The organism is Pseudomonas crudilactis (assembly GCF_013433315.1).
GTDB classification, from domain to species: domain Bacteria; phylum Pseudomonadota; class Gammaproteobacteria; order Pseudomonadales; family Pseudomonadaceae; genus Aquipseudomonas; species Aquipseudomonas crudilactis.
This window is the reverse complement of sequence record NZ_WXVV01000009.1, coordinates 1-17,740: the sequence shown is the minus strand read 5'-3', so window position 1 is coordinate 17,740 and position 17,740 is coordinate 1. Positions and strand designations below refer to the sequence as shown.

Below are 17,740 nucleotides of genomic sequence, written 5' to 3'. Positions count from 1 at the left end.
CTCCCGGAGGGAGAGGGGACTGATTGAGGTGTTTGGGCGAGGTACATCGACCTGAAATATCGCGCCGAACTGAAAATCTGAAAGACCCCCGATCTGCTCCCTTTCCCCCTCTCCCTCTGGGAGAGGGCTGGGGTGAGGGCGCTTTTGATCTTGATCTTGATCTACAGAATTACAGGCTAAACCGCCCAACCATGTTGTTCAGATCCAGCGCCAACCGCGACAGTTCATTGCTCGCCGCACTCGTCTGATTCGCCCCAGTCGCCGATTGCACTGACAGGTCGCGGATGTTCACCAGGTTGCGATCCACTTCCCGCGCCACTTGCGCCTGTTCTTCGGCGGCGCTGGCGATCACCAGATTGCGCTCGTTGATCTCGACGATGGCGGTGTTGATGGTGTCCAGCGACATGCCGGCACCACGGGCGATGTTCAGGGTCGACTCGGCGCGCTCGGTGCTGTTGCGCATCGAATCCACGGCGTGTTCGGTACCGCTCTGAATGCTGCCGATCATCCGCTCGATTTCGCTGGTCGACTGCTGTGTGCGGTGCGCGAGGGCACGTACTTCATCGGCCACTACCGCAAAACCACGACCGGCCTCACCGGCACGCGCTGCTTCAATTGCCGCGTTCAGCGCCAGCAGGTTGGTTTGATCAGCCAGGCCACGAATCACATCCAGCACCTTGCCGATGTCACGGGATTCATTGGCCAGATCACCGATCAACGACGCAGTGCTCTGCACATCGGCGCTCATGCGTTCGATGGCGCTCACGGTTTCTTGCACCAGGTCCCGACCGTCGCCGGCGGAGGTGGTGGCGTTTTTCGACGCTTCCGAAGTACTCACGGCGTTACGTGCGACTTCTTCCACAGCGCTGGTCATCTCGTTGACGGCGGTGGCCGCCTGTTCGATTTCGTTGTTCTGCTGAGTCAGGCCACGGGCGCTTTCGTCGGTGACGCTGTTCAGTTCTTCAGCCGCCGAAGCCAACTGAGTCGCCGAGCCGGAAATACGCTGCAGGGTGTCACGCAGCTTCGATTGCATCTTGGCCATGGCCGCGAGCAGACGGCCTGCCTCGTCTTCACCGTCAACGTGGATCGGCTGGGTCAGGTTGCCTTCGGCGATGGTTTCCGCAGCTTCCAATGCTTTGGAGATCGGCTTGGTAATGCTCACGGTCAGCAGCCAGGCGAAGAGGAACGTCAGGCCAGTGGCGATCACCAACAACGTGACCACAAGGTTGAAAGACATCGAAAACTGCTCGCTTGCGCCTTTATCCGTGTCGGCGATTTGCTGGGTGTTGATCTCCAACAGCCGCGCCAGGGCGGTGTTCACCGCTTCCGAGTTGCTCAGCAAGTCCGAGTTGAGCATCTGCCGCAGTTCATCGATCTGATTGTTGCGCGACAGGGTTTTCATCCGGTCTTCAAGCTGGCGGTACTGCGCGAGCAACTGCACGTATTGATCGTAAGCCGCACGTTCTTGCGGGCCGTCGATCAACGGTTCGTAGGCGCGCTGGGCGTCGGCGATCTGCTTGTTGCGCAGCGCGAACAGCTCGACAGTCTTTTGTTGAACGTCCGGTTCACGATTGATCAGCAACCGATACGACAAAACGCGCAGGCGCAGGGTCAGTTGGGTGAATTCGTCGAGGGCCTTGATCGAAGGCACGCTGGCGGTGGCGATGTCTTCGCCTGCTGCGCGGATTTTGCTCATCTGATTCAGCGCGAACACACCGAGAATCAGCATCAGGCCGCCGATCAGGGCGAAGCCGGTAAACGCCCGTGGGGCGATATTCATATTGCGAAGGGACATGGGGCGGATACCAAGAGAGGGCCGCTTCCATGCGGGCTGAGACTGCTGTATGGATGACTTATCGGTCATACGACTAAAGTCTTGAGGCACTGTGCGTATTTGTCGCAGAAGGGCTTGGGCGACGAAGTGCAGGAACCAGATCGACAGATCACAGTCTTTAAAGCTCGCAGGAACGGTCCGCCACCAGGAAAATCAAGGCCTTGCGCCGGTTTAACCCTGGCATCCGTGGTGACTTTTCTTTATCGTACGCGCCCTTTGAAAAACGCTTGGAAGATCAAAATGTTGGAAGCATCCCTCAGCCAATTGGAACAGCTCGTCAGCGACCTGGTGCAACAGAACCAGAGCCTTGCGCAAACCAACCAGACCCTGTCCACGGAACTGGCCCAGGCCAAGGATGAAAACGAAAGCCTGCAACTGAACCTGATGGAGCAGGAAGAGAAGCACGGCGCCACCGCTGCACGCATTCAGGCACTGGTTGATCGCGTCAACGCCGGTCCTGTCAGCGCATGAACCACCACACAGCAGGGGTAAAAGTCGTCTCCATTCTCGGGGAGGACTATTCGATCAAGGCACCGGCCGGGGAAGAACAGACCCTGCTGGACGCGGCCATGATGCTCAAGGCTGCGCTGGATGACACCAAGCGCAAATACCCGACATTGATCGGTGACCGCTTGCTGGTGCTGGCGGCGATGAATCTGTGCTCGCAGCAGATCGAAATGAAGAAGCAACACCAGGAAGAACTCGACCGTTACCAAGAGCAAGTCAGCGCCACGGTCGACACTATCGCCAAGACCATCAACCAGGGTTGATGAAGCTGGGCACAACCAAAGAATAGATTGTCGACTGGGTTGTATACAATCGGCACGGCTGTTGCATTGTTTCGGCCACTTATTCTTTGGGGGTGCTCCATGCAGTTGTGGCGACGCAGTATTCAATGGCAGCTGATTCTCAGCATGGGCACGGCCCTGCTGGTCAGCATCCTGATCGTGGTTGGCATTTATACCCTGGTGGTCAACCGCCTCGCCCAGAGCTATCTGGTCGAACAAGCACTGCCGTCGAGCATTGAAGCGACGCGCAATGATATCGAACGCATCCTCGTGCAACCGCTGACGGCGGCCAAGGATATTGCCAGCAACACGATGGTCCGCGACTGGCTCGCCTCGGGCGAAGACAGCAGCAAAACAGCGGGCTTCGCGCAGTATCTGGAAGGCATCCGCGCCGAACATAAAGCCTTTACCGCTTTGATCATCGGCACCGAATCCAATCACTACATCACCGAAAAAGGTCTGGACCGCACCCTCAGTCGTTCCAAACCGGCTGACGCGTGGTTCTATTCCTTCCTCGACAGCAATCAGCCGCGCACCCTTAATATCGACAACGACGGGGCGACCGGAGAACTGGCGCTGTTCATCGATTTGAAGGTCGAGCAGGCCGGCAAAGTGGTCGGCGTAGCCGGGCTTGGTTTGAGCATGAAGGAGCTGTCTGAGCTGATTCACAACTTCAGTTTTGGCGAGCGCGGCAAGGTCTATCTCGTGCGTTCCGATGGTTTGATTCAAGTGCATCCCGAGGCGCAATTCAGCGGTAAGCGCACCCTGGCGGAGCAGATTGGCGCCTCCGCTGCTCAAGCCGTCATGGGCCAGAAAACGGCGATCAGCAGCAGCTTCCAGAGGGATGGCGAAGACTTCCTCGCCTTCAGCCTGCCTTTACGTGATTTGGGATGGACCCTGGTGGCCGAAGTGCCACAGTCGCAGATCTATGCCGAAGCCCGAAAAGCGATGTGGATGAGCGGCGGTATCGGTCTGGCCGTGGCGCTGGTGTGCCTCGCTTTGGTGGTGTGGCTGGCGCAAGGGCTGGTGCGGCCGATCCGCCAGGTAACAGCGGCGCTGGTAGCAATCGGTAGCGGTGGTGGAGATTTGACCCACCGGTTAGATTCCAGCCGTGCCGATGAGTTGGGCGACCTCGCTCGCGGCTTCAATCGTTTCCTCGACAGCCAGCGCGGGATGATCGGCGAAGTACTGACCACCAGCGAGCGTCTGCGTACGGCTGTGGGGCAAGTGGCGAAGGTGGTGGAGAACACCGCTGAGCGTTCTGGTCGTCAGCAGGAAATGACCGACATGGTTGCGACGGCGGTTCACGAGATGGGCCTGACCGTGCAGGAAATTGCGCAGAACGCTGGCAACGCGGCACTGGCCTCGCAGACCGCGCGGGATGAAGCGATGCAGGCGCGCGAAGTGGTCGGCGGCTCGATCAAGCATATTGAAAGCATGTCGGATGAGATTGGCGTAGCGGCGGGTGCGGTCGGTGAGCTGGCGCATCAAGTCGCGTCGATTGATTCGGTGCTGGCGGTGATTCGTGGCGTGTCCGAGCAGACCAACCTGCTGGCACTTAATGCCGCCATCGAAGCGGCGCGGGCCGGGGATATGGGGCGCGGGTTTGCCGTGGTGGCGGATGAAGTGCGCACCCTGGCACGACGCACGCAGGCCTCCACCGATGAAATCCAGCAGATGATCGGCAGCCTCAAACAAGGCGCGGAAAACGCCGTGTCGTCGATGCGCACCGGGCAAGCAGCAACCGGCACCGGGGTTGAGTCGAGCCAGCGTACCGGGGCGTCGTTGACGGCGATTACCGGGCAGGTCGAGCGCATCAGTGACATGAACCATCAGGTGGCGACGGCGACCGAAGAGCAGTCGGCGGTGACGGAAGAGATCAACCGCAATGTGCAGGGCATTTCTGATCTGGCGCGGGCGACGGCGGGGGAGGTTCGGGCCTGTCGTGAAGACTGCCAGATGCTGCAGAAACTGGCGGATGATCTGGCGCGGCAGATGGGTGGTTTTCGATTGAATTGAGCGTTGGTTTTTTCAGTTCGACGCGCCGGCTGAGGCGCGTCGGGCGAATTACTACTCAGCTTTGATCAGGCGGAGTTCTCTACCGTAAAAGTCAATTCCGCCCAAGGTAAGCAAGTAGTAAATCTGTTTCTCCTTGACCCGCCACTCTGCTGACTCATCAACGTAGAGATCGTCTGACGCCAATGTTCTGAACATGTCGTCGTTGTTGAAAGCCTTGGAGTTGGTATAGGTCTTGTAAGGGGTCACAATTTCATTGCTGTAAAGATCGTTGGCTAGCCTGGTGTAGATTTTTTTGCTGATGCGCTCTTGGCTGCCCTCATCTTTCACGTTGTCATTGACTCTGGCGGCCATGAAAAACTGATATTCGTTGAGCATGACATAGGGGTCGATTAACGATTCTGGCGTGTCATTAAGCAATGGAGTGCCGTACACCGTAGCATTCCATTGATTGTCTTGCATGTGGGTGAAGTCCTTGTAGGTGACGCGATGTGTCGATAAATAGTGATCGTCCACAGAAGTCACTTCAAACATTGCCGTTGCGGTAGTTGCAGTACCCGGCTCGTTATCGCCTGGAGCCAATACGATGCTGATCAGGCTTTGCTCATCCGATAATCGTTGATGATTTTTGCTGATGACAGTGGATACGGTTGAATCCTTGTTCGTCCAGATCGTACCGCTGCGCAGAGACGTGGCTGAGGTGGAGGCGAGAATGCAGTAGTCCTCGGTCACAACCCCCGGAAGCTTGATGAATCGTTCTTCGATTGTTTTGCTGCTCATGATGTCTGACTCGCTCGGAGTGGAAGGTGTACTTCAAATCCATACTTGCCGGGCAAACTACATGTCAGGCGAAAACAGACTATCGCCAGATCCTGATTTGCACACCTGTAAAACCTGACAGGTGTGCAAATGTTTTAAGTGTGAGTGGGTAACTCAACGGCTTGATCAGAACCACGCATCCTGCATCGCCAGGCACGTATCATCCCGCGCCTCCAGCAACGCCAGTTCATGGTGGCAACCCGGCACTTCCCACGTCAGGAAATACCGCGCGGCCTGCAACTTGCCCTTATAGAAGTCGGCATCCGCCACATTCCCCTGCGCCAACCCTTCTTCGGCACGAATCGCCTGCTCCAGCCAGCGCCAGCCAATCACCGTGTGCCCGAACACCTTCAGGTACAACGCCGAATTCGCCAGGCTGCTGTTGACCTTGCCCTGTGCCAGATCGGTCAGCAGGCCGATGGTCACCGTTTGCAGGCGCGCCACCAGTTTCTCCAGGGGTTCACGCAGTGCGGTCAGCGATTCGTACGCTGTAGCGCGTTCAGCGGTGGTGGCGATCAGACGAATCAGTTGCTTGAGCCCCGCGCCGCCGTTCTGCGCCAATTTACGCCCGAGCAAGTCCAGCGATTGAATGCCGTGGGTGCCTTCGTGGATCGGGTTCAAGCGGTTATCGCGGTAGTACTGCTCCACCGGGTATTCGCGGGTGTAGCCATGGCCGCCGAGAATCTGGATCGCCAGTTCGTTGGCCTTCAGGCAGAACTCCGACGGCCAGGATTTGACGATCGGCGTCAGCAGATCCAGCAATTCATGCGCCTGTTTACGCTCGGCTTCGGTCCCCAGCGTCGTAGTGTCATCGAACAGTCGCGCGGCGTACAAACCGAGGTCAAAGGCCCCTTCGACGTAGGACTTCTGCGTCAGCAACATGCGTCTGACATCCGCGTGTTGAATGATCGCCACCGGTGCAGTCGTCGGATCCTTGCTGTCCGGCACCCGCCCTTGTGGACGTTCGCGGGCATACTCCAGCGAATACAAATAACCGGCGTATCCAAGCATCACCGCACCCATGCCGACGCCGATCCGTGCTTCGTTCATCATCTGAAACATGTAGCTCAGACCGCGATGCGCCTCGCCCACCAGATAGCCGACGCATTCCCCGTTATCGCCGAAGTTCAGCGCCGTGGAGGTGGTGCCGCGCCAGCCCATCTTGTGGAACAGCCCGGCCAGCAGTACGTCATTGCGCTGGCCGAGACTGCCATCATCGTTGACCAGAACCTTCGGCACGATAAACAGCGAAATGCCTTTAACGCCCGCCGGTGCGTCCGGCAGTTTGGCCAGGACCATGTGCACGATGTTTTCCGAGAGCGGGTGATCGCCGCCGGAAATGAAGATCTTGTTGCCCTTCAGGCGATAAGTGCCGTCGGACGCCGGCTCGGCGCGTGTACGAATATCCGACAGCGATGAACCGGCATGCGGCTCGGTCAGCGCCATCGTGCCGAAGAAACGCCCGTCGATCATCGGCTGCAGAAAGCGCTGTTTCTGCTCGTCGGTGCCAAAGCTCTCAATCAGATTCGCCGCGCCCATGGTCAGGAACGGGTAGGACGTCGAAGCCGCGTTGGCCGACTGGAAATGCGCGAAACAGGCTTGCGACAGCAATGTAGGCAGTTGCATGCCACCGGCGTCGAAACTTCTCGCAGCGTTGAGGAATCCTGCCTCAAGGAAGGCATCCACCGCTGGTTTCACTTCAGGAATCAGAATCGCCTGACCGTCTTCGTAGCGCGGTTCGTTCTCGTCGCCCTTGCGGTTGTGTGGTGCAAAGTATTTCTCGGCGATGTTGCGCGCGGTGCCGATGGCGGCGTCGAAGGTCTCGCGGTTGTGCTCGGCAAAGCGCTCACGCCGGGTCAGGCCCTCGGCATCGAGGACTTCATACAGCTCGAAAGCCAGATTGCGGGAACTGAGCAGCGTCTCGGACATGGCGGCCTACCTGAAATTGGGGTTGGGCCGAGTCTAGGCGTGCTGATAAACGCTGAACAGGATGATTGATCGCGGTGATGTTAGAGCCGAGCACCAACTTAACAAACACCCCAAAACAACTGTGGGAGCGAGCCTGCTCGCGAAAGCGGTGGTTCAGGCAACATTGATGTCGACTGACACTCCGTCTTCGCGAGCAGGCTCGCTCCCAAAGGGGAATTGCAATCCAGGCGACCGTTGCGGTCGCCTGGAGTTACAGCGGTTTAGCCGATGGTCATCAGGCTGGCATTACCACCCGCCGCAGCGGTGTTAACGCTCAACGCTCGTTCAATCACCAGACGCTCCAGCGCAATGTTGGTCTCGCCCTGGGACAGGCCCTGGACCCCAACGATCGCGCCGGCACGCTTGGCAATCTGCTGGCAAACGCCGCGCAACTGGTCGGAATGACCGTGATGCAGAACCGCATCGAACACCACCTCATCCTTGTTCCAGTCAGAAACCAGCTTGATCCGCGCCTGAATCTCCTTCGGCAGGCGTGCGAACAAGGCCTTGCTGATGTCGGACTCCGGCCATACCGCCGAACCGCCTACCGCCAGCACCGCCGCCAGTTGCGCCAGCAGATCACCTTCAACCTCGGCCAGGCACAACACGTGCTCGCGCGGCAGAATGGCGTAGCTGTTTTTCTCACCGGTCGGGCCGGCCAGAACGCGAGTGATGCCGCTCTGCGATTGCGCAGCGTACTGCACGCACAGTGTGCTCAGGTCGGCGTACTTGTTGCTTTCAGCCCAGGCTTTCAAGGCGTTCAGCGGTTTGCTCATGGCGTCGCGCAAACGAACGTCCGGGGCCATGGCAGCATCACCGCGAGCGAAGGATTGTTCGATGGCGTCGGTAGGACGGGTCGCCAGCAAACGGTACAGATACAGCGGGCCACCGGCTTTCGGGCCTGTGCCCGACAGGCCTTCGCCGCCGAACGGCTGCACGCCAACCACGGCACCCACGATGTTGCGGTTGACGTAGACGTTACCGGCGTTGACGTTGTCGATCACCTTGGCGATGGTCTCGTCGATGCGCGTGTGTACGCCCAGTGTCAGGCCATAACCGGAAGCGTTGATCTGAGCGATCAGTTGATCGATTTCTTTACGCTTGTAGCGCACCACGTGCAGCACCGGGCCGAAGATCTCGCGTTGCAGCTCGTCAAAGCTTTCCAGTTCGATCAGGGTCGGCATGACGAAGGTGCCGCGTTTGACCTCTTCGGTGTCGGCAATCGCCACCTGGTACACGTTGCGACCTTTGTCGCGCATGCCCTGGATGTGCTTGTCGATGCCAGCCTTGGCTTCGGCGTCGATCACCGGGCCGATGTCCACGGACAAGCGCTCAGGGTTGCCGAGACGGCTTTCGGCCATGGCACCTTTGAGCATTTCGATGACGCGATCGGCGGAATCTTCCTGCAGGCACAGTACCCGCAGCGCCGAGCAACGCTGACCGGCACTGTCGAAGGCCGAGGACACCACGTCGATCACGACTTGTTCGGTCAGTGCCGAGGAGTCGACGATCATCGCGTTCTGGCCACCGGTTTCAGCTATCAGCGGAATCGGACGGCCCTGGCTGTCGAGACGGCCAGCAATATTACGTTGCAGCAGACGAGCGACTTCGGTGGAACCGGTGAACATCACGCCTTTGACGCGCTCATCGCCAACCAGGCCGGCGCCAACGGTTTCACCGCGACCCGGCAGCAGTTGCAGCACGCCTTCCGGAATCCCGGCTTCGAGCAGCAAGCGCACGGCTTGCGCGGCCACCAGCGGAGTTTGCTCGGCAGGCTTGGCCAATACCGGGTTACCGGCAGCCAATGCCGCAGCGACTTGACCGCTGAAGATCGCCAGCGGGAAGTTCCACGGGCTGATGCATACCACAGGGCCCAGTGGACGATGGGCGTCGTTGCTGAAATCGTTGCGCGCCTGCACTGCGTAATAACGCAGGAAGTCGATGGCTTCGCGAACTTCGGCGATGGCGTTGGCGAAAGTCTTGCCGGCTTCACGCGCCAACAGGCCCATCAGCGGCTGGATCTCGCCTTCCATCAAGTCGGCGGCACGTTCCAGAATCGCCGCACGTTCGGCCGGCGGGGTAGCCTGCCAGATCGGCGCGGCGTTCAGCGCGCATTGAATGGCGTTGTCGACGTCTTCGACGGTGGCTTCCTGAACATGGCCGACCACATCGCGGTGATCCGCCGGGTTCAGCACCGGAGCCGGAGCTTCGGTGCTGGAGGCGCAACCGAGCATCGGCGCGGCTTTCCAGTCGGTGTGCGCGGTGGCCAGCAAAGCGCAGGACAGCGAAGCCAGACGATGTTCGTTGGCCATGTCGATGCCGCTGGAGTTGGCGCGCTCAGCACCGTAAAGATCACGCGGCAGCGGGATGCGCGGGTGCGGCAGGCCGAAACCACCTTCCACGGTCGCCATCTGCTCGATCTGCGCCACCGGATCGGCCACCAGTTCCTGAATCGAAATCGACTGGTCGGCGATGCGGTTGACGAACGAGGTGTTTGCACCGTTTTCCAGCAAGCGACGTACGAGGTACGCCAGCAGGGTTTCGTGGGTACCGACCGGAGCGTACACGCGGCACGGACGGTTCAGCTTGCCTTCGGAAACTTTGCCAACAACTTGTTCGTAAAGCGGTTCGCCCATGCCGTGCAGGCACTGGAATTCGTACTGGCCCGGGTAATAGTTCTGACCGGCAATGTGGTAAATCGCCGACAGGGTGTGGGCGTTGTGCGTGGCGAACTGCGGGTAGATGACTTCCGGCACCGACAGCAGTTTGCGTGCGCAAGCGATGTAGGAAACGTCGGTGTACACCTTGCGGGTGTAGACCGGATAGCCTTCCAGGCCTTCGACCTGGGCGCGCTTGATTTCGCTGTCCCAGTACGCGCCTTTCACCAAGCGGATCATCAGGCGATGACGGCTGCGACGAGCCAGATCGATCACGTAATCGATCACGTACGGGCAACGTTTCTGGTAAGCCTGAATGACGAAACCGATGCCGTTCCAGCCGGTCAGTTGCGGCTCGAAGCACAGACGCTCGAGCAGATCCAGCGACAGTTCGAGACGGTCGGCTTCTTCGGCGTCGATGTTCAGGCCGATGTCGTATTGCTTGGCCAGCAGGGTCAGAGACAGCAGGCGCGGGTACAGCTCGTCCATCACACGCTCGTACTGCGCACGGCTGTAACGCGGGTGCAGTGCCGACAATTTGATCGAGATGCCCGGGCCTTCATAAATCCCACGACCGTGGGACGCTTTGCCGATCGAGTGAATCGCTTGTTCGTACGACGCCAGGTACTTCTGCGCATCGTGTTCGGTCAGCGCCGCTTCACCGAGCATGTCGTAGGAATAACGGAAGCCCTTGGCTTCGAACTTGCTCGCGTTGGCCAGCGCTTCGGCGATGGTTTCGCCGGTGACGAACTGCTCGCCCATCAGGCGCATGGCCATGTCGACGCCCTTGCGGATCATCGGCTCGCCGCTCTTGCCGATGATGCGGCTCAAGGACGAGGTCAGGCCGGCTTCGTTGTGCGTCGAGACCAGTTTGCCGGTCAGCAGCAGACCCCAGGTTGCGGCGTTGACGAACAGCGAAGGGCTGTTGCCCAAATGCGGGTGCCAGTTACCGGTGCTGATCTTGTCGCGGATCAGTGCATCACGAGTGCCTTTGTCCGGGATACGCAGCAGCGCTTCGGCCAGGCACATCAGCGCTACGCCTTCCTGGGAAGACAGGGAAAATTCCTGCAGCAGGCCCTGAACAATGCCTGCACGACCGCCGGCACTTTTCTGGTTACGCAGTTTTTCCGCGATGGAAGCGGCGAGCTTGTTGGTGGCTTCAGCCATGGCGACCGGCAGGCGAGCCTGCTCGATCAGCATCGGCACCACTTCCGGCTCAGGGCGACGGTAAGCGGCGGTGATCGAAGCGCGCAGAACGGATTGCGGCAGGATGCTTTCGGCGAATTCGAGGAAGCATTGGTGGGCGTGATCGGAGTGCACTTCGCCCGCCTCATCGGCGTCCTTGGCGGTCAAACCGTTCAGCTCAGTCAGGGTTGCACCACCCTCGAGTTTCTCCAGGTAATTGAAAATTGCCTGCTTGATCAGCCAGTGCGGTGTGCGATCAATCGAGGTTGCGGCGGCCTTCAGGCGTTCGCGGGTCGGGTCATCGAGTTTGACCCCAAGGGTGGTGGTAGCCATATTTTTATCCTCATGGTTGCCACAGTTGCGTGGCATCAGCTGGCGGCAAGATTAGCCGTGCGCCGAAAGAGGTGCAACCGGGTGCAACCCTTTTTTTGTCGGAATAATAGGCAACTCGTCAGGAATTATTTTCTGGTACGGAAGTGCTGCTCCCGCTTGGTGCTTTTGCTTCTAGCAAAGGGCCATGACTGCCACAAAAGGGAGCAAAAACGGGGTGGTCGTCGATAAATCCGATTGGGTGCAACTAATTCTCACGAAACTGGTTGCACCTTATTTGATTTGTTGCATAGCATTCGCGCCCAAGGTGCAACCGGGAATAACCCGGTGTACCGGCTGATGGCTTTCCTGGGGAAACATCAGTCCTAAATGCGCGGGATCCCGGATCGTCTGCCAAACGTCGTCGTTTGCGTGCGGTTCACCACCGCCGCTACATAAAAACAAAGCCAGGGCGTAACTCAATGAGCGTAAGCAATCCAACCCTGATCACGTTCGTGATCTACATCGCAGCAATGGTGCTGATCGGCTTGATGGCCTATCGCTCCACCAACAACCTTTCTGACTATATTCTCGGTGGTCGCAGCCTCGGCAGCGTCGTCACCGCGCTGTCTGCCGGTGCGTCCGACATGAGCGGCTGGTTGTTGATGGGCCTGCCGGGTGCCATCTACATGTCCGGTCTGTCCGAAAGCTGGATCGCCATCGGTCTGATCATCGGTGCCTACCTGAACTGGCTGTTCGTTGCCGGCCGTCTGCGCGTGCAGACCGAGCACAACGGCGATGCCCTGACCCTGCCGGACTACTTCGCCAGCCGTTTTGAAGACAAAAGCGGCCTGCTGCGGATCATTTCGGCGATCGTGATTCTGGTGTTCTTCACCATTTACTGCGCTTCCGGCATTGTGGCCGGTGCCCGTCTGTTCGAAAGCACCTTCGGCATGTCTTACGAGACCGCGCTGTGGGCCGGTGCTGCGGCGACAATTGCCTACACCTTTATCGGTGGCTTCCTGGCCGTGAGCTGGACCGACACCGTACAAGCCACGCTGATGATTTTCGCGCTGATCCTTACGCCGATCATCGTCCTGCTGGCCACCGGCGGCGTCGACACCACGTTCCTGGCGATCGAAGCACAAGATCCAAGCAACTTCGACATGCTCAAAGGCACTACCTTCATCGGCATCATCTCGCTGATGGGCTGGGGTTTGGGCTACTTCGGTCAGCCGCACATCCTCGCGCGTTTCATGGCCGCGGATTCGGTGAAGTCGATCGCCAAGGCTCGTCGCATTTCCATGACCTGGATGATCCTGTGCCTGGGCGGCACCGTGGCCGTGGGCTTCTTCGGTATCGCTTACTTCTCGGCGCACCCGGAAGTGGCCGGTCCCGTGACCGAGAACCACGAGCGCGTGTTCATCGAACTGGCGAAAATCCTCTTCAACCCTTGGATTGCCGGTGTGCTGCTGTCGGCCATCCTGGCTGCGGTGATGAGCACCCTGAGCTGCCAGTTGCTGGTGTGCTCGAGCGCCCTGACCGAAGACTTCTACAAAACCTTCCTGCGTAAATCCGCTTCCCAGGTTGAACTGGTGTGGGTCGGCCGCGCGATGGTGCTGCTGGTCGCCCTGATCGCGATCGGTCTGGCCGCCAACCCGGAAAACCGCGTACTGGGTCTGGTGTCCTACGCTTGGGCCGGTTTCGGTGCCGCGTTCGGTCCGGTTGTGCTGATCTCGGTGGTCTGGAAAGGCATGACCCGCGACGGCGCACTGGCCGGTATCCTGGTCGGCGCGATCACCGTGGTGGTCTGGAAGCATTTCGAACTGCTGGGTCTGTACGAAATCATCCCGGGCTTCATCTTCGCCAGCCTGGCCATCTACATTGTCAGCAAGCTCGGTTCGCCGACTGCTGGCATGGTGCAGCGCTTCGAAGCGGCGGAAAAAGATTTCCACCTGAACAAGTAATGCCCTGAGCTCCGGCTCACCCGAAAACGGCCCGTTTCCTACAGGAGACGGGCCGTTTTTTTGTGCCCATGATTTCTCGAATCCTGTGGAGATCCAATGTGGGAGCGAGCCTGCTCGCGAATGCGGTGTGTCAGGCAATGTTGATGTCGACTGACACTCCGTCTTCGCGAGCAGGCTCGCTCCCACAGGGTTCGACGGTGGTTTTGGAGACTTGTCTGTAGTTGAAGGCGCCGCTTTTTGCAGGGGTTTTCAGCAATGAAAGTAGGGCAAATCTGATTTTCCCGTCACCCACTCATCACCCCTTGCCCCTCATGCAGAATCGCCCGCCCTTCATTTTGCAGAGAGACATCGGATGTTCGCGCCTGCCAATCAACCGCGTTTCACGTTGACCCTCGAAGGCGCCCAGCATGACCTCAAGGTCCTTGAGTTCACGGGCAAGGAAGCCATCAGCGAACCTTTTCGCTTCGAGCTGGAAATGGTCAGTGAGCGACCGGATCTGGATCTTGAGAGCCTGCTGCACTGTCAGGCGTTTCTGAGCTTTGATGCGGACGGTTCCGGCGTTCACGGTCAGATTTATCAGGTCGGGCAGGGTGATTCAGGGAAACGTCTGACGCGCTATCACCTGAGCCTCGTCCCACGTCTGACGTATCTGGGACACCGCATCAATCAGCGGATTTTCCAGCATCAGAGCGTGCCGCAAATTGTTGCGCAGGTGCTTAAGGATCACGCGATCCTTCGGGATGCTTTCGAGTTTCGGTTAGGCAGCGAATACCCGGTTCGTGAGTATTGCGTGCAGTATGCCGAAAGCGATCTGGCGTTCATCCAGCGCCTGTGTGCCGAGGTCGGCATTCATTACCACTTTCAGCACAGCCTCGACGCGCACGTACTGGTGTTCGGTGATGATCAGACGGTGTTTCCAAAACTGGCCACGCCGACCCTTTATCTGCCGGGCAGTGGCATGTCTGCAGGAGCCCCGGCGATTCAGCGTTTCAACGTGCGCGTGGAAACCCGCACCAGCGTGGTGACCCGGCGCGATTACAACTTTGAAAAACCGCGGCTGCATTTGCAAAGCCGTATCGACGGCGAGCAGCGCCCAGTGCTGGAGGACTATCATTTCCCTGGCCAATTCAATGATCGGGACACCGGCAAGCATCTCGCTCAGCGGGCACTTGAGCGACATGTCGCCGATTTCCGTCAGGCCGAGGGCATCAGCGATGAATCCGCGTTGGTTTGCGGACATTTCCTGCAACTGAGTGAACATCCGCGCCACGACTGGAATGACCTGTGGCTGCTGACCGCCGTTGAACACCATGGCCGCCAGCCGCAAGTGCTGGAGGAATCGGTGACCAGCGATGGCGAAGCTTTCCAGGGTTACCGTAATACCTTTCTCGCGACGCCGTGGGACGTGTTCTTCCGCCCGGCGCTGGGGCCGGAGAAGCCGCGCATGCTCGGCTATCAACCGGCGGTTGTAACCGGGCCGAAAGATACGGAAATCCACTGCGACGAGTATGGCCGGGTCAAGGTGCAACTGGCCTGGGATCGCGACGGTGAATTGAACGAGCATTCCAGTTGTTGGCTGCGCGTTGCCAGCGGTTGGGCCCATGACCGTTACGGCAGTGTGTTGATTCCGCGAGTCGGCATGGAGGTGCTGGTCGGTTTCATCGATGCCGACGCCGACAAACCTTTGGTCGTGGGCTGCCTGCCCAACGCCGCGACGCCGATTCCGCTGGATCTGCCGGCGGACAAGACTCGTAGCATTTTCCGCAGTCAGAGCAGCCCCGGCGGTGGCGGCTACAACGAACTGCGCATCGAGGATAAGAAAGGCGCTGAGGAAATCTATCTGCGCGCCCAGCGTAACTGGACGCAGCATGTATTGAACGATCAACAGGTGCAGGTTGATAACCAGCGCAGCATCGTCGTCACCGGCACCGCGCGGCATGAGTTGAAGGCTGATGAACAGCGCATCACCCACGGCCAGCGACAGACCGAAGTGAAGCAGGACGATCATCTGAGCGTGATCGGCGACCGGCATGTTCGCGTGAGCAATCAGGCGATCAGCGCCAGTGGGCAATTCCATGTCAGCGCTGGTCAGCAAGTTGTCATCGACGGCGGCGCGAGTGCGACGATTCAGGCGGGCGGGCAATGGATCAACATCGGCCCGGGTGGCATTTTCAGCAGCGTGCCGATTGTCGTGGGCGGCGCAGCGATGGCGGCGATGAGTGCCGCGCCGGTTGTACCGGGATTGCCGGAGAAACTCGCCGCCGCGCCGGCTGCCATGCTGACGGCTGCACAAATCATGAGCTTCAAGGGTGACGCGCCATTCTGCGAAGAGTGTGAACGTTGCAAGGACGGTCTCTGTGCAGCCTGATTTTCTTTTGCCTGCCGAATGGTTGGCGCGCGAACCTTTGCAAGCATCCGAGCAATTGTTCGCAGTGTTCAGTAATGCCAGTGCGGCGAAACCGCTTGAGGCCTGGCCAGACATGGCGAGTCCGATCTGGGCCGAGACGATCTATGCCGAGTGGGATGCGGTGATGCCTTACGTGGGAATTGTCGCTGCTGACAGTGAGTTTCTGCATTGGGTCGCCACTACCGAATCGCGGGATTGGGGTTGGCTTGCGGTATCGTCGGCAAGCCTTGAAGAGGTGGTGGCGCACTTTCGCAGCCTGACCCAAGTGCTGATGCCGGGCGGCAAAACGGTGTTTTTCCGACTCTGGGACGGACGGTTTCTGTTGCCGATTTTGCAGTCTGATGAGGTGGAGGTGGCGCGACTTTTTCCGCTGATCGGGCGTTGTTTGATTAATGGTCAGGCGCTGGAAATTGGTGGCAGGGCGCAGGTTTCGGGACGGGTATTTCCGTGGTGGCAGGTGCCGGAGTCGGTGCTGGCGCAGCAGGGCAATGACGTTCGAACGGCCAATGCGTTGCAGTGGTTGAGCGAAGAACATCCGACCCTTTTCGAGGCGTTTTCCGAGGCGGTTTTGCGTTGCAAGGTCAGGCGGTTTTTTCAGGTTTCAATGTCGGAAGATTCGTCGCAATCGGCGTTGCTGGCGTTTTTGCTGGCAGAGTCGGAGTGAGTTTTCGGGGCGAAGGTCTCGGACGATTCCTTCGAGTTGCGGCGGTTTTCATGAACTGGTGGGCGGTGGGTTGCAGGGATAGTCTTTTCGTTGTCACTGCGAGAGCGGTGGCAGGGTGTAGGAGCCCTCTACCTATGGTGCATCAGCGCTGTTGTTTGAATTGCGGCACGTAACTTGTGTGAGCAATGTCGTCAGCGGCGGCTGTGTGCGGGACACGCTTCGGCGTGGCCGAATTCCATGGGTCGGTTTCCTACTCCCGTGCACGGCTGCCACCCAATCCCGTAGGAAGGAATGCGGCAGTTCACTTTTACACTCTATGGAAGATAGAAATGACGACAATACGAACGGCTCCACCCTACGAAAAAATCATCCCCCATCCCGATAACCGCTTCATGGCCCTGACCGGCAATTGCAGCGACATGCCGACCCTGTTCATCGACACCCACGTGCCCCTCGACATCCTTATGGACGCCGCCAACCATCGCCTGCGCGCCGTGATCCAGGTGCTGGAAAACATGTGCATGCGCGGCTCGGTCGAATGCGACTCCGTCATCCTCAGCGACTTCGCCCAGCTCTGCGTGATTCCTTTGCGCGACGGCTGTGATGTGCTCGATGTCATCGGCAGGCGCCTGCGCAGCATGCCCTAAAAGCAAAGCCCCTCACCCTAACCCTCTCCCAGAGGGAGAGGGGACTGACCGAGGTGTCTGGGTGATGTGCGCCGACTTGCGACTTTAGTGGTGAACTTGGCTTGGCCAAGCTTGGATGGTGGTGTTCTTTCGGGGGACTGACCGAGGTGTCTGGGTAATGTGCGCCGACTTGCGACTTCAGTGGTGAACTTGGCTTGGCCAAGCTTGGATATGCGTTGTTGTTTCGGGGGGGACTGGCTGAGGTGTATGGGGGATGCACGCCAACTTGCGACTTCCCCGCTGATCTTCGCTTGGCCAAGCCTGAGATCACGCTGATCTTTCAGGTCGATGTAACTCGCAAGATCACTCGGTCAGTCCCCTCTCCCTCCGGGAGTGTATGTACCGGAGACATGGTGGACACATGTTCGGAGACATGGTGGACGGTTTTAGATCTTCTTACCTGCCGTAACGATCTGCAAGTTCAAGTCGATTCGGGCGAT

At 58.9% G+C, this 17,740-nt stretch carries 11 protein-coding genes and 1 pseudogene; 8 read left to right on the top strand and 4 right to left on the bottom strand.

The window, feature by feature from the left end:
- Positions 1-169 precede the first annotated feature (169 nt).
- Entirely contained in the window at positions 170-1,795 is a 1,626-nt protein-coding gene (locus tag GTU76_RS11575) for a methyl-accepting chemotaxis protein (protein ID WP_175552975.1), read from the bottom strand.
- A 279-nt stretch (positions 1,796-2,074) separates the two neighbouring features.
- Here GTU76_RS11575 and GTU76_RS11570 point away from each other — a divergent pair, with 279 nt between their 5' ends.
- The 4 genes and pseudogenes from GTU76_RS11570 (at position 2,075) to GTU76_RS30575 (ending at position 4,641) form a co-directional block, all read left to right on the top strand.
- Entirely contained in the window at positions 2,075-2,305 is a 231-nt protein-coding gene (locus GTU76_RS11570) for a hypothetical protein (protein ID WP_016987570.1), read from the top strand.
- Complete coding sequence (locus GTU76_RS11565) at positions 2,302-2,604, top strand: cell division protein ZapA (RefSeq protein ID WP_016987569.1); 303 nt, start codon at positions 2,302-2,304, stop codon at positions 2,602-2,604. Before GTU76_RS11570 ends, GTU76_RS11565 begins: the two co-directional genes overlap by 4 nt.
- Positions 2,605-2,703: 99 nt before the next feature.
- A pseudogene (locus GTU76_RS30580) lies at positions 2,704-3,774 on the top strand (HAMP domain-containing protein); the annotation flags it as partial.
- A 21-nt stretch (positions 3,775-3,795) separates the two neighbouring features.
- Entirely contained in the window at positions 3,796-4,641 is an 846-nt protein-coding gene (locus tag GTU76_RS30575; RefSeq protein WP_425503638.1) for a methyl-accepting chemotaxis protein, read from the top strand.
- Between the two features lie 51 nt (positions 4,642-4,692).
- Here the strand turns inward: GTU76_RS30575 and GTU76_RS11555 are convergent, their stop codons facing one another.
- The 3 genes from GTU76_RS11555 to putA all read right to left on the bottom strand — a co-directional run bounded on the left by GTU76_RS11555 (position 4,693) and on the right by putA (position 11,600).
- The gene (locus GTU76_RS11555) at positions 4,693-5,418 is read right to left on the bottom strand and encodes a hypothetical protein (protein WP_016987567.1); all 726 of its coding nucleotides are present in this window, start codon (positions 5,416-5,418) and stop codon (positions 4,693-4,695) included.
- Between the two features lie 165 nt (positions 5,419-5,583).
- On the bottom strand, positions 5,584-7,386 hold the full coding sequence (locus GTU76_RS11550) for an acyl-CoA dehydrogenase (protein ID WP_180698667.1): 1,803 nt from the start codon (positions 7,384-7,386) through the stop codon (positions 5,584-5,586).
- A gap of 260 nt (positions 7,387-7,646) precedes the next feature.
- Positions 7,647-11,600, bottom strand: coding sequence for a trifunctional transcriptional regulator/proline dehydrogenase/L-glutamate gamma-semialdehyde dehydrogenase (putA, locus tag GTU76_RS11545; RefSeq protein ID WP_180698666.1), 3,954 nt, complete (start codon positions 11,598-11,600; stop codon positions 7,647-7,649).
- Positions 11,601-12,058: 458 nt separating this feature from the next.
- Between putA and putP the strand changes: the two genes are divergently transcribed.
- The 4 genes from putP to GTU76_RS11525 all read left to right on the top strand — a co-directional run bounded on the left by putP (position 12,059) and on the right by GTU76_RS11525 (position 17,261).
- Positions 12,059-13,543, top strand: coding sequence for a sodium/proline symporter PutP (gene putP / locus GTU76_RS11540; protein ID WP_175552979.1), 1,485 nt, complete (start codon positions 12,059-12,061; stop codon positions 13,541-13,543).
- Positions 13,544-13,895: 352 nt separating this feature from the next.
- Entirely contained in the window at positions 13,896-15,911 is a 2,016-nt protein-coding gene (locus GTU76_RS11535; RefSeq protein WP_180698665.1) for a type VI secretion system Vgr family protein, read from the top strand.
- A complete protein-coding gene (locus tag GTU76_RS11530) occupies positions 15,901-16,614 on the top strand; it encodes a DUF4123 domain-containing protein (protein WP_180698664.1) in 714 nt (237 codons plus the stop codon). The genes GTU76_RS11535 and GTU76_RS11530 overlap by 11 nt, the downstream gene beginning before the upstream one ends.
- Positions 16,615-16,943: 329 nt before the next feature.
- Positions 16,944-17,261, top strand: coding sequence for a hypothetical protein (locus tag GTU76_RS11525; RefSeq protein ID WP_180698663.1), 318 nt, complete (start codon positions 16,944-16,946; stop codon positions 17,259-17,261).
- Positions 17,262-17,740 lie beyond the last annotated feature (479 nt).